Origin of the sequence: Parageobacillus thermoglucosidasius, from assembly GCF_001295365.1 — a bacterium.
GTDB classification, from domain to species: Bacteria; Bacillota; Bacilli; order Bacillales; family Anoxybacillaceae; genus Parageobacillus; species Parageobacillus thermoglucosidasius.
The window spans coordinates 1,619,413-1,638,388 of sequence record NZ_CP012712.1; the positions used below are offsets into that span (position 1 = coordinate 1,619,413).

Here is an 18,976-nt window from a genome sequence, read left to right on the forward strand (position 1 = left end):
AACATGTAAAATAGCACACAAAGGACGGGGGATGAGATGAAAATCCGGAAAGCGGCATTATTGGATGAACGGACGCCAACCAATGTTTACATTTATGAAAATAAAAAAGAAGAATATATTGTTGTAGCTATTCCCGATCTTGAGTGGTCGTTTTTGATCCGTTACGATGAGGAAACGGAAACGCTTAAAGAACGATTGGCATCATCATTGAAGAAAGCAGCTCCGCAAGAGCATGTCGAAACGCTTGTTAATAAATTGTTATACTGGGTGCACGAAATGTAGACGGCGCAACACATTGCGTTGGAGTTTTTTCAAGCCGAAAACCGTAAAGAAGCGTTCGATAGAGCGGGAAGCTGACAAAGGGATAACCATATTATCAAAAAGATGACCGAATGGTCATCTTTTTGATTTTTGCCATATGAAGCAGACGCTTATCGTTCTACCCATGTGGTGACGGTTTCTACAGGCAACCGTGTCGTACGGCGGGCAGGTGCGATGCTTTTGCCGATTGTAATGAGCATAACCGGGATATAGCGGTCAGGAATATGAAATTCTTGTTGAAATTGTTCAGCATTGAAACCGCCGATTGGGCATGTCGCCCATCCTTTTGCCGTAGCTACTAGCATAAGCTGCATAGCGGCGAGCGAGGCGTTGCTAAATGCTGCATCACGGGCATATTGTTTATTTTGGTATGCTGCTTCGATTTGCTGTGTGATTCTTTCTTTTATTTCTTGTGACATTGCTCCTTCTTTTACTAATGGATCATATACCGCGTCCGTATTTTTATGCGCTTCTAAATCGCCTAATACAGCAATGACGGCGGAAGCATCGACAACTTGTTGTTGATAATTGGCGATTGGGTAAAGGCGCTGTTGCGCTTCTTTTCCATGAATGATGACAAAATGCCAATGTTGCAGGTTCCATGCTGACGGCGCTTTTTCTGTCATTTCAATGATGTCGCGCAGTTCTTCTTTGCTAATGGAAACATTTGGGTCGTATTTTCGCACAGATTGCCGCTCGTGAATGACAGCAAAAAAGTCTTTTGCGGATGTGGAAGTAGTGTTTGCCATATTTTATGCCCTCCAGTTTCGTTACAGTCGTTAAGATTAAAAATACAACAAACTAATTTTTTGTAACTAAAGAACTTGTTATCATCATAAATTTATCTTTATGCTTTTGTCAATTTTTAAACGAAGATATTTTAAATTCATTACGTTTTAAAATGGTGGCAATCCAATGGTACGATTTCCCAGAAAATTTAGCGGAAAAATGTATTAACGATACAGACTATTTTGCCGAAAAAATAAGTGAAAGAGCATATTAATCTTAATTAGGCAACAATTTACATAGTCATATCGATAATGGACATATTGATGACCGCAGTTATTTTATGACATAAAGGGATGAATAAGATGACTCGAAATCAATTTTTTTATGACATCATTGTTGATGAACAGCTATTGTTTACGATTATGAACGAGCTGTTCGATGTAATGTTTTTAATGAAAGTGGAAGCAGGACCTAGATTCCGTTACGTTCGTGCTAGTTCTCATGCGCTTTATTTAGCGAATTTGACCGAAAAAGATATCGGGAAATGCATTGAGGATATTTATCCAAAAGAAATGGCTGCGTATTTAAATAAACAGTATCGAAAAGCGCTTGAAACAAGAAAGATTGTTACATATCGCGATCAAGTGAATATAAAAGGTGAATGGCGGATCGCTGAATCGATGATTGTTCCTGTATTTACAAAGGATGGAACGATGCCGTACATGATCTGTTTTACTCGGGATATTACGGAACAAATTGCCCGTGAGAAACAGTTTGAGGAAATTCATCAGCTGTTTCATTCGTTTCTTGAACAGACGCATGATGCAATCGTGATGTTTGATTTGGCTGGACGTGTTTTGCGGGTTAACCGCGAAGCAGAACGGCTGTTGGGCTGGAGCGAGAAAGAAGTGCTTGCCAAAAAAATCGCTGATTTTCTGCCGGGACATCATGGCAAATTGCAGCAAAGCTTGCAGAAGCTCAGCCGCGGTCAAACATTAACGTCTGTTCATTTGTCATTAGTACGAAAAGATGGGAAAAAAGTGCATGTGTCGGCAAATGTGACTCCAGTCTTCGGAAATGACGGCACAGCAGTTGCGGGATTGTCGATACTTCGCGATATGACCGACTTTATTCAAGTACGGGAGCAGCTTCAACAAAGCGAGGAATTATACCGGAAAGTGATCGAATTTCTGCCTGATCCTATTATCATTCAAGCCGACGGAGTGATTCACTACATGAATCCGGCCGGACTGGAAATGGTGAAGGCCGAACGGATCGACTTTGTTAAAGGGAAAAGACTAAGCGATTTTCTCGAAAAACGAGAACAACAGGAAAATGAGTGGGTATTAACATCGTTATGCGGGGAGCAAAAAGAGGTTGACGTGAAGGCAATGTCCATTGATTACTACGGACAAAGCGCGCAATTTCTCATTATTCGCGATCTGTCGGAACAAAAGAGCAAAGAGAAAAAAATTGAATTTATGGCGCAATATGACCCGATAACTGTGCTGCCAAACCGTAATTATTTAAGGGAAAAACTGAATGAACTGCTGCTTCGGGATGTTAGTATCGCTGTACTGTTAGTCGATGTTAACCGTTTTCAGTTTATTAATGATTTTCTTGGCCATTCCAACGGGGATGAACTGTTAAAGGAAGTAGCGCGGCGGTTGAAAAAGATCCAGTCAGAACAAGTGTTTTTATCGAGAATTGGCGATGATGAGTTCGCGGTTGTTTATACATATAACAAAAAAGAAGAAGTGAACTGGTTGCTAAAAAAGCTTGACCGTTTGCTGAATGAGCCGTATTTCATTGCCGGGGAAAAGCTAAATGTCACGATCAATATCGGGGTAAGCTATGCGCATGATGCGGATCGTTCGGTAGAAACATTGCTAAGTAATGCGGGAAAAGCGGTTTATTATGCGAAAACGAACGGTGTCCATCGTGTTGTTCAATATCAATCAAAATTACATGATATTTTTGTTAAGCGAATCCGTTTGGAAAACGATTTGCAAACCGCTCTTGAAAATAATGAATTTTCCCTTTATTACCAGCCAAAGGTAAATGTGCAGTCAGGCACGGTCAGCGTTGAAGCGTTGATCCGCTGGAAGCATCCACAGCTAGGCATGGTTAGCCCGGCGGAATTTATTCCAATTGCCGAAGAAACAAATATGATTGAGAGAATCGGAAAATGGGTGCTCCAGCAATCATGCGATGATTTGAAAACTTTGCATAAAAGCGGATTCTCTGCGCTGAAAATGGCTGTTAATTTATCGGCAAGGCAATTTATGGACAGCTCGCTAAAAGCGACAGTGTCCAATATTTTAACGAGTGCCGATGTTCCGCCATCATCGTTTGTTTTCGAAATTACGGAAACGACAATTATGAAAGAGCCAAATGAAGTGATTCGGATTTTACAAGCGCTTAAAGAGCAAGGAATTATGATCGCCATCGATGATTTTGGCGTCAGCTACTCTTCGCTAAATTATTTAAATCGTTTTCCAATTGATGCGGTGAAAATCGACCGCTCTTTTATCCGCGATTTTCACGAAAATCGCAAAGGGGCAGAGATTGTCGAGGCCATTATTTCGCTTGCACACCGGTTAAATTTAAGCGTGACAGCTGAAGGTGTGGAAACGGAAGAGCAAGTCCGCTTTTTACTGGAAAAAGGCTGTGATGAGATGCAAGGATATTATTTTAGCCGCCCAGTACCGTTGGAACAATTGCCAAATGTTCTGATGAAGTTGCAATTATTTGCAAGAAAATGGAGATAGTGCACTTCTTCTTTTATACCGTTGCAAATAGAAAATAGTGCAATCAGGAAAAGGAAGAAAAATTACCGATTGTTTGACAAACGATTGGAAGCAGGACAGTTTCCAAAATACGTTAGCGGCCCGCTAACATGTGGAGTGTAACCGAAGAAAAAGGGAAAACGAGTCATTGCGTTTTCCCTTTTCTTTTTTAAGAATGAAACCTTTTGCATACGCTAAACGTAGTTCTTTCCATGAAAAAAATAAATAAGGAGAGTGGAGAATGTTAATTGTTCAACTGGCTGCTATTTTATTTGCTGCAAAAATTGCGGGGGATATCAGTGTCCGCTTAGGACAGCCAGCTGTGCTCGGAAAGCTGTTGATTGGCATCGTGCTTGGTCCGAGCGTATTAGGGATTGTGCAAGATACGGACATTTTAAAGGAAATAAGCCAGATCGGCGTTATTTTATTAATGTTTATCGCAGGGCTGGAAACAGATATCGATCAATTTAAGCGCACAGGAAAAGCCGCCACCTATGTCGGGGTGCTTGGAATCGTCGTCCCGTTGGCGCTTGGGTATGCGGCGGGAGTGGCGATCGGATTATCAATGGAAAAGGCCGTATTTCTCGGGCTGTTGCTGTCAGCGACAAGCGTAAGCATCTCGGTGCAGGCGCTGAAAGAAATGGACCAACTGAAGTCAAAGGAAGGCTCTGCAATATTAGGTGCCGCAGTAATCGATGATATTCTTGTCATCATTGCGCTGGCGTTTTTAATGAGTTTAACCGGCAGCGACGTTCACCTTGGTGCCGTCATTCTGAAAAAAATCATTTTCTTCGCCGTTGCGATTTTATTGGCGTGGAAAGCCGTTCCGGTTGTGCTGCGGCTATTTGCGCCGTTGCGTGTATCAGAGTCCGTCATTTCTGCGGCATTAATTATTTGTTTCGTATTTGCCTATTTTGCCGAGATAGCGGGAGTAGCAGCGATTATCGGTGCGTATATCGCTGGATTGGCCGTTAGTTTTACAAGTTACAAACAGGAAGTGTTTGAAAAAATTGAAACGATTGGATACTCCATTTTTGTGCCGGTCTTTTTTACTTCCATCGGGGTAGCCGTCGAATTTTCCGGTGCGCTGAAGCATATTTGGTTAATGATTGGGCTGAGCGGATTAGCTGTATTGACAAAACTGGTCGGCGCCGCGTTGGGGGCAAAACTGGCCGGATTTTCTTGGAATAGTTCGTTTGCGGTTGGGGCCGGAATGGTTTCACGTGGTGAAGTAGCATTGATTATCGCTGGTATCGGCTTGGAAACCAAATTATTGACCCCTGATTTGTTCGCCGTGCTCGTTGTCGTTGTCCTTGTGACAACAATCGTGACACCGCCGCTATTAAAGGCGATTTTCAAAGGAAAGCAAGCTACGGAACAAGCGGCATAACGAAAGAGAAAGGAGGCTTGAGCCTCCTTTATTATTTCTTTTCCCATTGCCGCGTAATGACGCGGCAATGGCCTGATCAAGATTGCGGATGGCGGAAAACGATATGGCCCATCCCAGGCGGATGAATGAATAAAAGCGGTGTACCGTTTCTTTGTAGAAAAAGATAAACACCGTCTTCTTCTATAGCAACTCCTCTTGTCAGCAGATTGCGTCCTGATTGCAACCGTTCATGAATTGGATAACCGAAAACAAAAAACGTTTTTTGTCATATTCTGGATTTATTTCTGTTTGCATGCCCACTTATAGTATGAGCCTCACTAGGGGAAAACATAAAAAAGCTGGCATTTTTTAATCAGCCAGCTTTTGTTGCATCATTTTTGCCGAAGGGGCGTTTGCAAGTATCATTTGTATCCCTTCGCTTACCGAATGGACAACGTATTGTGCTTCTTTTTTCACAGCAGGATGGGCATGAGACATGGCAAAGCTGTAAGGGGTTAAGCGGAACATCGGGATATCGTTGAATGCATCGCCGAAACAAGCGATTTCGTGCGGTTGCACGCGAAGATGTTCCATTAAAGCGAGAACCGCGTTTCCTTTGCTAATATTTTTTGGCATAATATCCAGACAGCGTGATTCAGAAATGAATGTATCGACATGATTGCCAAACTGATTGGCGATAGTTCGTTCAAATTCAACAATTTGTTCATTTTCCGCCAGTACAGTAATTTTCGACGGATGAATAGTTTTGCCGATCGCATCCAGCATGTTTGGGCATTCATATAGTCCATAAAACAGCCGTTTTTCTATTTCATTGGTATGCTCGTTCGTTTCTTCAATAAAATAGGTGTTTTCATCGCAAACGAGCACGATCGCTTTCCATTCCTTTACTTGCTGGTAAATTCGCCGCGCTAATTGCGGGGAAAAAGTGAGCGCATGGAGCCGCAAATTTGTTTTCGTGTAAATGAACGCACCGTTTTGGCTGACGCGATGCGCTTTTTGTTGCAATTCTTTCAGCACGTCTAAAATTTCATTATCCATTCGGCCGGACGCAATCGCCAAATCAATTCCTTGTTCCGCTGCGAATTGAATCGCGCGTTTATCTTCATTTTTCACACGTTTATCAAATCCAAGCAGCGTTCCGTCCAAATCGCTGACAATCAGTTTAATCAATATCGTTCCCACCTTTCCTTCAACATTGTAACATGCTTTCATCATAGAGGGGGAGGAAAAAGAAAAACGAATTTTGCTGGTTTAAGAAAAGTCAATATTTATTCATTGACGATTTACAGAACGTTGCGTAAGATGATAATTACTGTATTAGTGCAAACGTTTTATTTAAAGGAGTGGGGCTTTGTGACAGAGTCCTTTCGGGTGGAAAAAGTGCTTAATAATAATGTGTTAATTGCTTCACATCCAACGTACGATGAAGTTGTTTTGCTTGGAAAAGGAATCGGGTTCGGGAAGAAAAAAGGGGATTATATTGAGCAAAGTGCCGTTGAAAAATGCTTCATTTTAAGAAATGAGCGGGAACAGGAACAATACAAAAAATTGCTGCCAGAGCTTGATGAAGAATTTATCGGGCTGATGAACGAAGTGATCCAGCATATTAAACAGCGGGTTAATGTTCCGCTAAACGAGCATATTCACGTCGCGCTGACTGACCATATTTCGTTTACACTGAAGCGGCTGAAAAAAGGGCTTGATTTAAAAAACCCGTTCTTGGTCGAAACAAAAAGCTTATATCCGTTGGAATATGAAATTGCGTGTGAAGTCATCGATATGATTAACCGAAGATTAGGGGTCAAGCTGCCGGAAGGGGAAGCCGGATTTATCGCACTGCACATTCATAGTGCAATTTCCAAACACAGCCTTTCTGAAGTAAATCAACATTCCCAACTTATCGCCCAGCTTGTTCAAATTGTCGAACAACAGCTTCATATTTCGATTGATCGCAACAGCATCCATTATTTGCGGTTTATTCGCCATTTGCGCTACGCCATTGAGCGGATAAAAAAAGGAGAAAAAGTCGAAGAACCAAAAAAATTGTCGAAAATCTTGAAAGATGCCTATCCGCTATGCTATAATCTTGCCTGGAAGTTGATTAAAGTGATGCAACAAGCGTTACAAATGCCGGTAGACGAAGCAGAAGCGGTATATTTAACAATGCATCTGCAAAGGCTTGCTAAAAAGGAGACAGAAACAACTAAATAAAGTTGTCTCTCTTTACGTGTTACTGATTCGATCAGGCATGAGTAAAGAAGACAAAGTGGAACGGATAAGAGGGAATTTTTATTTTCCTCTTATTGTAAGCGTTCTATTTTGTCCTTCTTTGCTCATGCCTTTTGTTTTTATTCGCATGTTTGTTCACATCCATATGGGGCGCGCTATTTTTCATGACAGCCGCGGAAGAATTTTCTCGTTTGCCGTACATGAACGTAACGTTTGTTGCAAAACTTATAGAGAGAAGGAGGTTATAAAAATGAAACGAATATTTGGTACACTGCAAAAAGTCGGTAAAGCGCTCATGCTGCCTGTTGCGATTTTGCCGGCGGCAGGAATTTTGCTTGCTTTTGGTAATGCATTGAAGAATCCGGCATTGACGGATAAAATTCCGGCGTTGAAAGCACATTGGATTGTCCTTGTTTCCGATGTCATGGAACAGGCAGGCGGCATCGTCTTTTCAAACCTTTCACTCCTTTTTGCCGTCGGGGTAGCGATTGGACTGGCAGGCGGCGATGGAGTTGCCGGGCTTGCTGCGATTATCGGCTATTTAATTATGAATATTACGATGAGCGTGATATTAGGCGTTACTCCGGATATGATCGGCGACAACCCGGCATTTGCGAATATATTAGGAATTCCGACATTGCAAACAGGGGTATTTGGCGGCATTATTGTCGGTATCTTGGCTGCTTACATGTACAATAAGTATTTCAACATTGAATTGCCGCAGTATCTTGGCTTTTTTGCCGGAAAACGTTTCGTGCCTATCATTACGGCAGCTTCTGCTGTTCTGCTTGGGATTATCATGACAGTAGTATGGCCGCCGGTTCAACATGGGTTAAACGCGTTTTCTCATAATATGATTGATGCCAATAAGACGCTCGCAGCATTTATTTTCGGAGTCATTGAACGTGCGCTTATTCCGTTTGGCTTGCATCATATTTTCTACGCGCCGTTTTGGTTTGAGTTTGGCGAATATGTCAATAAAGCAGGACAAGTGGTGCATGGTGACCAAAAAATCTTTTTTGAGCAATTAAAAGATGGAGTGGAATTAACCGCGGGAACGTTTATGACAGGGAAATTCCCGTTTATGATGTTCGGTCTTCCGGCGGCGGCGCTGGCGATTTATCACGAAGCGCGTCCAGAAAACAAAAAAGTCGTTGCCGGCATTATGGGATCAGCGGCGCTAACATCGTTTTTGACTGGGATTACAGAACCAATTGAGTTTTCCTTCTTATTTGTTGCACCAGCGCTGTTTGCGATCCATACGGTTTTTGCAGGATTATCTTTTATGATTATGCATTTGTTGAACGTAAAAATTGGAATGACTTTCTCCGGTGGAGTCATTGACTTCTTGCTATTTGGCGTATTGCCACACCGGACAGCATGGTGGCTCGTTATTCCGGTCGGATTAGTGTTTTCAGTCATTTATTACTTCGGATTCCGCTTTGCGATTCGCAAATGGGATTTGGCAACACCAGGCCGCGAAAAAGTAACGGAAGAAGCGCCGGCGGTGAAAGCAGAAGGGGACGATCTCCCGTACGAAGTGTTGGCGGCGCTTGGCGGCAAAGAAAATATCGCCCATTTAGACGCGTGCATCACACGTTTGCGTGTTTCTGTCAACGATATAAAACAAGTCGATAAAGACCGCTTAAAAGCGTTAGGTGCAGCAGGTGTGCTTGAAGTTGGAAACAATGTGCAAGCCATTTTCGGTCCAAAGTCCGATATATTAAAAGGGCAAATTAAAGATATTATGGAAGGCCGCGCTCCGGCACGGGCACAAGCAGAAAAGCAGGAAGAAACAAAAGAAGCAAATGAACCAAAAGAAGCGAAAGAAGTGAAAACAGAAACGATTGCTTCGCCGTTAACAGGAGAGGTTGTTCCGCTTTCTGAAGTGCCTGATCAAGTGTTTTCCCAAAAAATGATGGGGGACGGCTTTGCGATTATGCCGACTGATGGAACGGTCGTTTCTCCTGTGGACGGAAAAATTGTAAATGTATTCCCGACAAAACACGCAATCGGAATTGAATCTGCTGGCGGCCATGAAATTTTAATCCATTTCGGTATCGATACGGTCAAATTGAACGGCCAAGGCTTTACCGCACTCGTACAACAAGGGGACGAAGTGAAAAAAGGCCAGCCGATTTTAAGCGTTGATCTTGAATATGTGAAAAATAACGCTCCTTCTATTATGACGCCGATTATTTTCACGAATTTGCAACCGAACGAGAAAATTCATGTCGAAAAACAAGGAGCGGTAACAAAAGGAGAAGACCGTATCGCGGAAATTCGCTAATAAAGTGAATTTTTCTTGTAAATTTACTTTTGTCAATTGAATATTGTTGATATTATTTGATATGATGTCAAACGAAAATATAATGGAAAAGGGGAATGACAACGATGGCTGAGAAAGTATTTACAGTAACTTCAGAATCTGGAATTCACGCTCGCCCTGCGACAATACTTGTACAAACGGCAAGCAAATTCAATAGCGACCTTAATTTGGAGTATAATGGAAAAACGGTAAACTTAAAATCGATCATGGGTGTTATGTCATTAGGAATTCCAAAAGGTGCTCAAATCAAAATTACGGCGGAAGGGGCAGATGCAGCAGACGCGATGGCAGCATTGACAGAAACATTAAATAAGGAAGGTCTTGCACAATAATGACAAAGACAATTCAAGGAATTGCTGCATCGAGCGGTATCGCCATTGCCAAGGCGTACCGCTTAGAAACCCCTAATTTCGTTGTAGAGAAAAAAGCCGTTTCTGATCCACAAGCAGAAGTTGCACGTTTCGAAGCGGCAGTCGCAAAAGCGAAAGAAGAACTGGAAATCATCAAACAGCATGCGTTGCAACAATTAGGGGAAGACAAAGCCGCGATTTTTGCTGCACACCTGCTTGTATTAAATGATCCAGAATTATTGAATCCGGTGAAAGAAAAAATTGAAGCGGAGCAAGTGAACGCGGAATATGCGTTGCATGAAACGGCGGAGATGTTCATTTCCATGTTCGAAGCGATGGATAATGAGTATATGAAAGAACGCGCCGCCGACATTCGCGATGTGACAAAGCGGGTACTTGCTCATTTGCTTGGAGTTACGATTTCCAACCCAAGTCTTATCTCTGAAGAAGTTGTGATTATTGCCGAAGACTTAACCCCATCCGATACAGCCCAGTTAAATCGCCAATATGTTAAAGGTTTTGCAACCGATATCGGAGGGCGTACATCTCATTCGGCGATCATGGCAAGATCCATGGAAATTCCGGCTGTTGTCGGCACGAAACAAGTGACAGCGGAAATTCAAACTGGTGATGTTGTCATTATCGATGGATTGGACGGTAACGTCATTGTTAATCCATCGGAAGAAATGCTCGCGCAATATGAAGAAAAACGCGCCCGCTATGAAGCACAAAAAGCAGAATGGGCAAAGCTCGTTCATGAAAAAACGGTGACGAGCGACGAGCATCATGTGGAATTAGCTGCCAACATCGGCACGCCGGATGATGTCAAAGGAGCGCTCGAAAACGGAGCAGAAGGAATTGGTTTATACCGTACGGAATTTTTATACATGGGACGCTCTGAACTGCCGACAGAAGAAGAGCAGTTTGAAGCATATAAAACGGTGCTTGAACGCATGGAAGGAAAACCTGTTGTTGTGCGCACGCTTGATATCGGCGGCGATAAAGAGCTTCCATATTTAGATTTGCCGAAAGAAATGAACCCGTTTTTAGGATTCCGCGCGATTCGCCTTTGCCTAGAAATGCAAGATATGTTCCGCACACAGCTTCGTGCTTTATTGCGGGCGAGCGTATACGGGAATTTGAAAATTATGTTCCCGATGATCGCCACGCTTGATGAGTTTCGCCAAGCAAAAGCGATTCTTTTAGAAGAAAAAGAGAAATTGCAGCGCGAAGGCGTGCCGGTCAAAGAAGACATTGAAGTCGGCATGATGGTGGAAATTCCTGCGGCAGCAGTCCTTGCCGATCAATTTGCGAAAGAAGTGGATTTTTTCAGCATCGGCACAAATGATTTAATTCAATATACGATGGCTGCTGACCGCATGAACGAACGAGTCTCTTACCTTTACCAACCGTATCATCCAGCCATTTTGCGCTTGATTAGCAATGTGATTGATGCGGCGCATAAAGAAGGAAAATGGGCTGGAATGTGCGGTGAGATGGCGGGCGACCCTGTAGCGATTCCGATTTTGCTCGGGTTAGGATTGGACGAGTTCAGCATGAGCGCAACTTCCATTTTGCGCGCGCGTTCGCAAATGAAAAAATTGTCCAAAGAAGATGCGGCGCGCTTTAAAGAAACGCTGCTGTCGATGAGCACAGCAGAAGAGGTCGTTGCGTTTGTGAAACAAACGTTTCATATAGAATAATGGAATTAGCGGTGGAGTCATATTCCACCGCTAATTTGCTAATTTGTGCAGCATTGGCTGATCCGAAGCTGCCGGTTGTACGGGAATGAGAAAGCGCTCGTTTGTTTTTTGTCGCAAGAAGTGCCAGAATGCCGAGCGAATACCCCGCCTGCTGCTTTTGTAAAAACGGGAAGCCGATGAAGAGCGGCGGTCAGCGGCTTTTAAGGCAATCACGAAACATAAGCGGCGAGTTGTTCTCTGTTTCACCATCATCAGCTGGAAACAGCTGCGGAAAGCTTCTTGTTAAACGCAGCTGAATGGCGAAACCTCGTTTTTACATCGTTGTGTAATCATTTTTGCAGTACATTGTTATTAATATACTATTCTATTCTTTTCCATCTTTCTTCTTTTTTCTGAATAGTTCGTTAAAATCATATATCATATAAAACCATCGCAGGCATAGCATGAAAAAAATATTGTATTCCTTATTTTTTAATATTTCTTGTTTTCATTCCAAAAATAATAAAACGATTTATCCCGGTGTGTGCATATTTTTTGGGAATAACATTGGTCATTTGCCAAATATATTTTGCCACCGCTTGTTCATAAATTTTTCATTATGAGAAGCTGCTCCTATAGACGGAAAATAATGATAAAATTTATAATGAATACAACAAGATTCGACAAAAAATGAAAATGCGCAAAGGAGAGAAATGGGGAAGTGTTCAAAACATTAAAGGCAAAACTTATCGCATTGATGGCTTTGTTGATGATCGTTTCATTGATGATCACTCAAATTGTCGGGGTCGTTGAAACGAAAAAAGTGATCCAAGAAGATGTTGAACAACGCGCACGAACGATCATAAAAGGGGTAGTCGGGGATATTCGCGACAGTTTCCAAAGCGAGGAAAATAGTTTGCTGCAATTCAGCGAATCCCCTGTTGTGGCAAGAATGGTGAAAAATAATACAGCATGGTCGGAACTTGACCAAGAATTTCGCACATTTTTAAAAATCCATGAAAATGTGCAGCTTGTTTATATTGGCACAACCGATAAAAAAATGTATGCAACGCCGGCGATGCAGCTGACTGATGGCTATGACCCGACAGCTCGTCCATGGTATAAAGCAGCGGAAGCAAATCCAGATGAAGTCATTTGGACAAAGCCTTATGTCGATCAAATAACCGGAAAGAATGTCGTTACATTGGCCAAAGCGGTAACAGAAAACGGGCGTGTCGTCGCTGTGATTGGGATGGACATGACGTTAGATGCTGTCACAAAAATTGTTAATGGTAGCGATGTCGGGTATAACGGCTATCCCGTTTTGGTTGATCAAAGCGGAATCGCGATTGTCCACCCAAAATATAAAGGAAAAGATATGTCAGACAATCCAAGCGTCAAGCGCATGTTAGCGAATAAAAGCGGCTTCTATACATATACATCCGAAAATGAAAAACGGGTTATGTATTTTGACACTATTCCTGAGTTAGGCTGGAAGGTTGGCGCTGTATATAAAGAGAAAGATTTGTTTGTCATCAGCAATTCGCTCGCTGTTAAAATGTTTACAATTGCCGCTATCGCCATATTAATTGGCATCGTTATCATTTATTTCCTTTCCCGCTCGATCGTTAAGCCGCTAGTGGCGCTTCAGCATCAAACGGAAAAAGTAGCCCAAGGAGACTTAACGGTGCATGTGCAAGTGAAATCAAAAGATGAAATAGGACAATTAGCCAATCATTTCAATTATATGACTTCGCAAGTGCGGGAGATTATTCGCCAAATTAATGAATCGGTAGCCGAGCTGGCCGCTTCCGCCGATCATCTCAGCGCTGTTTCTGAGGAAACAGTGGCGACGAGCGAGCAAGTTGCAAGCGCCATTAACGATATTGCGAAAGGAGCGACGGAGCAAGCCGGCGACTTAGATACGATTAACGAACGGACGGCAGCGCTTTCGCAGCAAATTGAAACTGTTACGCAATCGGCGGCAAATATGCAAACATTATCGAATGAAACAAAAGAAGCAAGCTATAACGGGCTGGAGAACTTAAATGTGCTGCAATTAAAATCGGATGAGGCGAAAAAAGAACTGTTTGCGGTGGAAAAAGTAATGAACGACTTAGTTGAAAAAATGAAAAAAATCGATGAAGTCATTCAAACGATAACAGCGATTTCGGGGCAAACGAATTTGCTTGCCTTAAATGCCAGCATCGAGGCAGCAAGAGCGGGAGAGCATGGAAAAGGATTTGCCGTTGTTGCGGAAGAAGTGCGCAAGTTAGCGGAGCAATCGGCAAAAGCGACCGACTTAATCCGCCAGACGATCGCGATGATTCAACAGCAAGTCGATCTTGCGATACAGGCGCTAAGCCATTCTAAAGATATGTACGAACAACAGCAACAGGCCGTCCATGTAACCGGCGATTCATTTTTCAAAATTGCGTCAATGATGGAAGAGTTAACAACAGCGATCGCTAATATTACAGATGAAACAAATCGGATGAATGAAAGCAAGGATGGCGTGATCGAAGCGATGCAAAGCATTTCCGCGATCGCACAGCAATCCGCGGCTGCTGCTGAAGAAGTGGCAGCGTCGGCTGATAATCAATTACAGTCATTAAGTACGGTGACGGAATCAGCGGAATCATTAAGCGAGATGGGACGGAAGTTACAAAAGCTTGTGGAAAAATTTAAACTGTAAATTTTTATGTTTCTGCGGCAGACATGTATGTTTGCCGCTTTTTTTTTATGTTTTTAAACTCTACTTAAAAAAATAAATTATATGACGATTTTTAGTTTTTAATCATCGATTTTAATGAATAATAGTGCTAAAATATAGATTGAAAACGTTTATAACGTTATTTCTTTGTTTGTTTGGGGACAATGTATGACGAGCGGCATGCCTCGTTTCGTATTTTGCTCATATGAGCGGGGCGTGTCCGACTATTCCCAAATGAATGAAAATAGTTGGAGGTTTTTCAAAAATGGCAAAGCAAACGATAAGCAACGCAGAACCATGGAGTCAGTTTTATGGTCCGAACCTTGGATACGTGATGGAAAAGTATGAACAGTATCTGGAGGACCCGGACAGCGTCGACCCCGAATTGAAGCAGCTGTTTGAACAGTGGGGGGCGCCGCCAGCGGAAGCCGAACGGTTTGAGTATAGCGAAAGCGCCGCGAAAACTCACCAAACGTTCCGTCTTCCTGAGAATCCGACGATATTTAGCAAACTCGTTGCGGCCGTTAAGCTAGCTGACAACATTCGTCATTACGGCCATCTGGCAGCAGATGTCAACCCATTAAACAAGCAAAATAAAGATTTGCGACGCATTGAGTTAAGTGAATTCGATCTGACGGAAGAAGATTTAAAAGAAATTCCGGTTCCGTTTATTTGCCCGCACGCGCCTTCGCACGTCCGCAATGGATTGGATGCGATTAACCATTTAAGAAAAATATATACTGATAAAATTGCTTTTGAATTTTCGCAAGTACATAATTTAGAAGAAAAAAACTGGTTAATTCGGGAAATTGAATCAGGTGCATATTACCCAAGTTTGTCGAATGAAGAAAAGGTGGCCTTGCTTCGCCGCCTTACGGAAGTGGAAGGATTTGAAAAGTTTCTTCATCGCACGTTTGTCGGCCAAAAGCGTTTTTCCATCGAAGGGTTGGATTCGATGGTTCCGCTGCTGGACGAACTCGTCCGCCATTCCATTGAGAATGAAGTGAAAGCGATTAATATCGGCATGGCGCACCGCGGACGCTTAAATGTGCTCGCTCACGTTCTTGGCAAGCCGTATGAAATGATTTTTGCCGAGTTTCAACATGCGGAAAGCAAAGATTTCATCCCGTCGGAAGGTTCGGTAGCGATTACGTATGGCTGGACGGGGGATGTAAAATACCATTTGGGCGCAGCACGCCGCTTGCGAAACAAAAATGAGCATACGATGAGAATAACGCTGGCGAACAACCCGAGCCATCTCGAAGTAGTCAGCCCGGTCGTTTTAGGGTTTACACGCGCTGCCCAAGAGGATCGCTCGAACGCGGGCGTGCCGTCTCAAGATACAGATTCGTCGTTCGCCATTATGATTCACGGAGACGCGGCATTTCCTGGACAGGGAATTGTCGCAGAAACATTGAACTTAAGCCGCTTGCGTGGATATCAGACGGGCGGGTCGATTCATATTATTGCGAACAATATGATCGGCTTCACGACAGAAAGCTATGATTCACGTTCCACGAGATACGCATCTGACATCGCAAAAGGCTTTGAAATACCGATTGTGCATGTAAACGCCGACGATCCGGAAGCGTGTTTGGCGGCGGCGAACCTTGCGTTTAAATACCGCCAGCGCTTCAAAAAAGATTTTGTCATCGATTTAATTGGCTACCGCCGCTTCGGCCATAACGAAATGGATGAACCGATGGCGACAAATCCGACAATGTATAACGTGATCCAACAGCACCCGACGGTTCGCCAACTTTATGCGCAAAAGCTGGTGGAAAAAGGGGTTATTGCAAAAGAAGCGGTTGAAGAGATGGAACGGGAAGTTGCCGAGCGCTTGAAAAACGCGTACGAAAGAGTTCCGAAAGACGAGACAAAGCTCGACTTTATCATGGATCCGCCGAAACCGGTGGCAAGAAAATTGCCATTTGTTAAAACGGCTGTGGAAAAAGAGGTATTGCGCCGGCTGAACAAAGAGTTATTGCAGTTTCCTCCTAATTTCCATGTGTTTAATAAGTTAGAGCGCATTTTAAAACGCCGCGACGGCGTGTTTGACGGCAATGGGAAAATTGATTGGGCGCATGCGGAAATTCTTGCTTTCGCGACGATTTTGCGCGATGGTGTCCCAATCCGGCTTACCGGCCAAGATTCGCAGCGCGGTACGTTCGCCCAACGCCATCTTGTGTTGCATGATGTGAAAACAGGCGAAGAATTTGTGCCGCTTCATCATATTAGCGAAGCGAACGCCTCGTTTGTTGTTTACAACAGCCCGCTGACAGAAGCAGCAGTGCTGGGCTACGAATACGGGTATAACGTCTTTGCGCCGGAAACGCTCGTTTTATGGGAGGCGCAATTCGGCGACTTTGCCAATATGGCGCAAGTAATGTTTGATCAGTTTATTTCGTCCGGACGGGCGAAATGGGGACAAAAATCAGGCCTTGTTATGCTGCTTCCGCACGGGTATGAAGGACAAGGTCCGGAACATTCGAGTGCCCGTTTAGAACGGTTTTTGCAATTAGCGGCGGAAAATAACTGGACGGTAGCGAACCTGTCTACATCTGCCCAATATTTCCATATTTTGCGCCGGCAAGCGAGCATTTTGCAATGGGAGGAAGTGCGCCCGTTAGTGCTGATGACGCCGAAAAGCCTGCTGCGGCATCCGCTGGCTGCTTCGGATGTGGAAGAGTTCACGAACGGACAGTTCCAGCCTGTTCTTGAACAAAAAGGGCTTGGCGAAAACCGCGAGAAAGTGGAAAGAATCATTTTAGGCACAGGAAAGTTGACGGTTGATTTGGCGGAACAAATCAATAAAATGGAAGGTTTAGATTGGCTCCATGTCGTACGCATAGAAGAATTGTATCCATTCCCGAAAGAGGAACTGCAAGCGATTTTAGTGCGCTATCCTAACATTAAGGAAATCGTATGGGTTCAAGAAGAACCGCAAAACATGGGAAGCTGGTGTTATGTCGAGCCGAAATTGCGTGAAATCGCTCCAGATGGGGTAGATGTAAGCTATATCGGAAGACGCAGACGGGCGAGCCCTGCAGAAGGCGATCCTGTCGTCCATCGAAAAGAACAAGAACGCATCATTCAATGTGCATTAACGAAAAAAGAACAATAATAGCAAGATCTAGGGAGGTCATTAACGTGGCTGAAGTCAAAGTTCCAGAATTAGCAGAATCCATTACAGAAGGGACCATCGCGCAATGGTTGAAAAAGCCTGGTGAGTATGTGGAAAAAGGTGAATCGATTTGCGAATTGGAAACAGATAAAGTCAATGTTGAAATTATGGCGGAAGAATCCGGAGTATTGCAACAAATTTTAGCAAGGGAAGGAGACACAGTCGCCGTAGGGCAAGCGATCGCTGTCATTGGCGAAGGGCAGGCTGCTCAGCCGGCTGCACAAGAAGCAGCAAGCAAAGCAACGCCAGAAGCAGCGCAAGAAGCGGCAGCGGTCAGCACGGAAGAAAAACAGGAACAGCCAGTCGCGGCTGGCACTCATCCGGCACAGCGCCCGGTTGCTTCGCCGGCAGCGCGCAAAATCGCAAGAGAAAAGGGCATTGATTTAACACAAGTCCCTACTGTTGATCCGTTAGGCCGTGTCCGCAAACAAGATGTGGAGTCATTTGCGCAACAACAATCAAGACCGCAAGCGGCGCCGGCAGCACCGGTTCCGCAGCCGCAGCAACCAGCTCCATCTGTAGCGAAACAAGATGACGGCAAGCCGGTTGTCCGCGAAAAAATGTCGCGCCGCCGCCAGACGATTGCCAAACGTTTATTGGAAGTAACGCAATCTACGGCGATGTTGACGACATTTAATGAAATCGATATGTCGGCGGTTATAGCATTGCGAAAACGGAAAAAAGAGAAATTTTTCGAAGAGCACGATGTGCGCCTCGGGTTTATGTCTTTCTTTGTAAAAGCGGCGGTAGCGGCATTGAAAAAATATCCTTACGTCAATGCGGAAATTCAAGGTGATGAAATTATCTTGAAAAAATATTACGATATTGGCGTCGCTGTTTCCACCGACGAAGGATTGGTTGTTCCGGTGGTGCGCGACTGCGATCGGAAAAACTTTGCTGAAATCGAAAGAGATATTGCTGAATTGGCTGAAAAAGCGCGCAACAATAAACTATCGCTAAGCGACTTGCAGGGCGGAACGTTTACGATAACAAACGGTGGAGTGTTTGGTTCGCTGTTTTCCACTCCGCTTCTTAATGGACCGCAAGTCGGCATTTTAGGAATGCATGCCATCAAGCTTCGTCCTGTGGCAATCGACGAAGAGCGAATCGAAAATCGTCCGATGATGTATGTCGCGTTATCATATGATCATCGAATTATTGATGGAAAAGAAGCGGTTGGCTTTTTGAAAACGATCAAAGACTTGATCGAAAATCCAGAAGATCTTCTTTTAGAAAGTTAAGAAAAAGGAGGCAGACTCC

The 18,976-nt window shown here is 43.7% G+C and carries 12 protein-coding genes; 10 read left to right on the forward strand and 2 right to left on the reverse strand.

Annotated elements, in window-relative coordinates:
• Positions 1-36: 36 nt before the first annotated feature.
• Positions 37-282 (forward strand): YueH family protein, encoded by a 246-nt coding sequence (locus AOT13_RS08080; RefSeq protein ID WP_013401351.1) that lies wholly within the window; start codon positions 37-39, stop codon positions 280-282.
• A gap of 149 nt (positions 283-431) precedes the next feature.
• Here AOT13_RS08080 and AOT13_RS08085 read toward each other — a convergent pair whose 3' ends face one another.
• Positions 432-1,070: a nitroreductase family protein gene (locus AOT13_RS08085; protein WP_042384952.1), complete on the reverse strand. Its 639-nt coding sequence runs from the start codon at positions 1,068-1,070 to the stop codon at positions 432-434.
• A gap of 342 nt (positions 1,071-1,412) precedes the next feature.
• Here AOT13_RS08085 and AOT13_RS08090 point away from each other — a divergent pair, with 342 nt between their 5' ends.
• Both AOT13_RS08090 and AOT13_RS08095 read left to right on the forward strand, forming a co-directional pair.
• The gene (locus AOT13_RS08090) at positions 1,413-3,821 is read left to right on the forward strand and encodes a sensor domain-containing protein (RefSeq protein ID WP_042384949.1); all 2,409 of its coding nucleotides are present in this window, start codon (positions 1,413-1,415) and stop codon (positions 3,819-3,821) included.
• Positions 3,822-4,080: 259 nt separating this feature from the next.
• Positions 4,081-5,229: a cation:proton antiporter gene (locus AOT13_RS08095; protein ID WP_042384944.1), complete on the forward strand. Its 1,149-nt coding sequence runs from the start codon at positions 4,081-4,083 to the stop codon at positions 5,227-5,229.
• Positions 5,230-5,577: 348 nt separating this feature from the next.
• Here AOT13_RS08095 and AOT13_RS08100 read toward each other — a convergent pair whose 3' ends face one another.
• Positions 5,578-6,399, reverse strand: coding sequence for a Cof-type HAD-IIB family hydrolase (locus AOT13_RS08100; RefSeq protein ID WP_003252097.1), 822 nt, complete (start codon positions 6,397-6,399; stop codon positions 5,578-5,580).
• 183 nt (positions 6,400-6,582) lie between these two features.
• Between AOT13_RS08100 and glcT the strand changes: the two genes are divergently transcribed.
• The 7 genes from glcT to odhB all read left to right on the forward strand — a co-directional run bounded on the left by glcT (position 6,583) and on the right by odhB (position 18,957).
• Entirely contained in the window at positions 6,583-7,440 is an 858-nt protein-coding gene (gene glcT, locus AOT13_RS08105) for a glucose PTS transporter transcription antiterminator GlcT (protein WP_003252096.1), read from the forward strand.
• 268 nt (positions 7,441-7,708) lie between these two features.
• Positions 7,709-9,748, forward strand: coding sequence for a glucose-specific PTS transporter subunit IIBC (gene ptsG, locus AOT13_RS08110; protein ID WP_003252095.1), 2,040 nt, complete (start codon positions 7,709-7,711; stop codon positions 9,746-9,748).
• 104 nt (positions 9,749-9,852) lie between these two features.
• Positions 9,853-10,119: a phosphocarrier protein HPr gene (locus tag AOT13_RS08115; protein WP_003252094.1), complete on the forward strand. Its 267-nt coding sequence runs from the start codon at positions 9,853-9,855 to the stop codon at positions 10,117-10,119.
• Positions 10,119-11,840 carry a phosphoenolpyruvate--protein phosphotransferase gene (gene ptsP / locus AOT13_RS08120; RefSeq protein ID WP_003252093.1) on the forward strand — a complete coding sequence of 574 codons (1,722 nt, stop codon included), beginning with the start codon at positions 10,119-10,121 and terminating at the stop codon, positions 11,838-11,840. The genes AOT13_RS08115 and ptsP overlap by 1 nt, the downstream gene beginning before the upstream one ends.
• Positions 11,841-12,540: 700 nt before the next feature.
• Positions 12,541-14,514 (forward strand): methyl-accepting chemotaxis protein, encoded by a 1,974-nt coding sequence (locus AOT13_RS08125; RefSeq protein WP_042384941.1) that lies wholly within the window; start codon positions 12,541-12,543, stop codon positions 14,512-14,514.
• 283 nt (positions 14,515-14,797) lie between these two features.
• Positions 14,798-17,656: a 2-oxoglutarate dehydrogenase E1 component gene (locus AOT13_RS08130; protein ID WP_003252091.1), complete on the forward strand. Its 2,859-nt coding sequence runs from the start codon at positions 14,798-14,800 to the stop codon at positions 17,654-17,656.
• Positions 17,657-17,682: 26 nt separating this feature from the next.
• On the forward strand, positions 17,683-18,957 hold the full coding sequence (odhB, locus tag AOT13_RS08135; protein ID WP_003252090.1) for a 2-oxoglutarate dehydrogenase complex dihydrolipoyllysine-residue succinyltransferase: 1,275 nt from the start codon (positions 17,683-17,685) through the stop codon (positions 18,955-18,957).
• Positions 18,958-18,976: the final 19 nt, after the last annotated feature.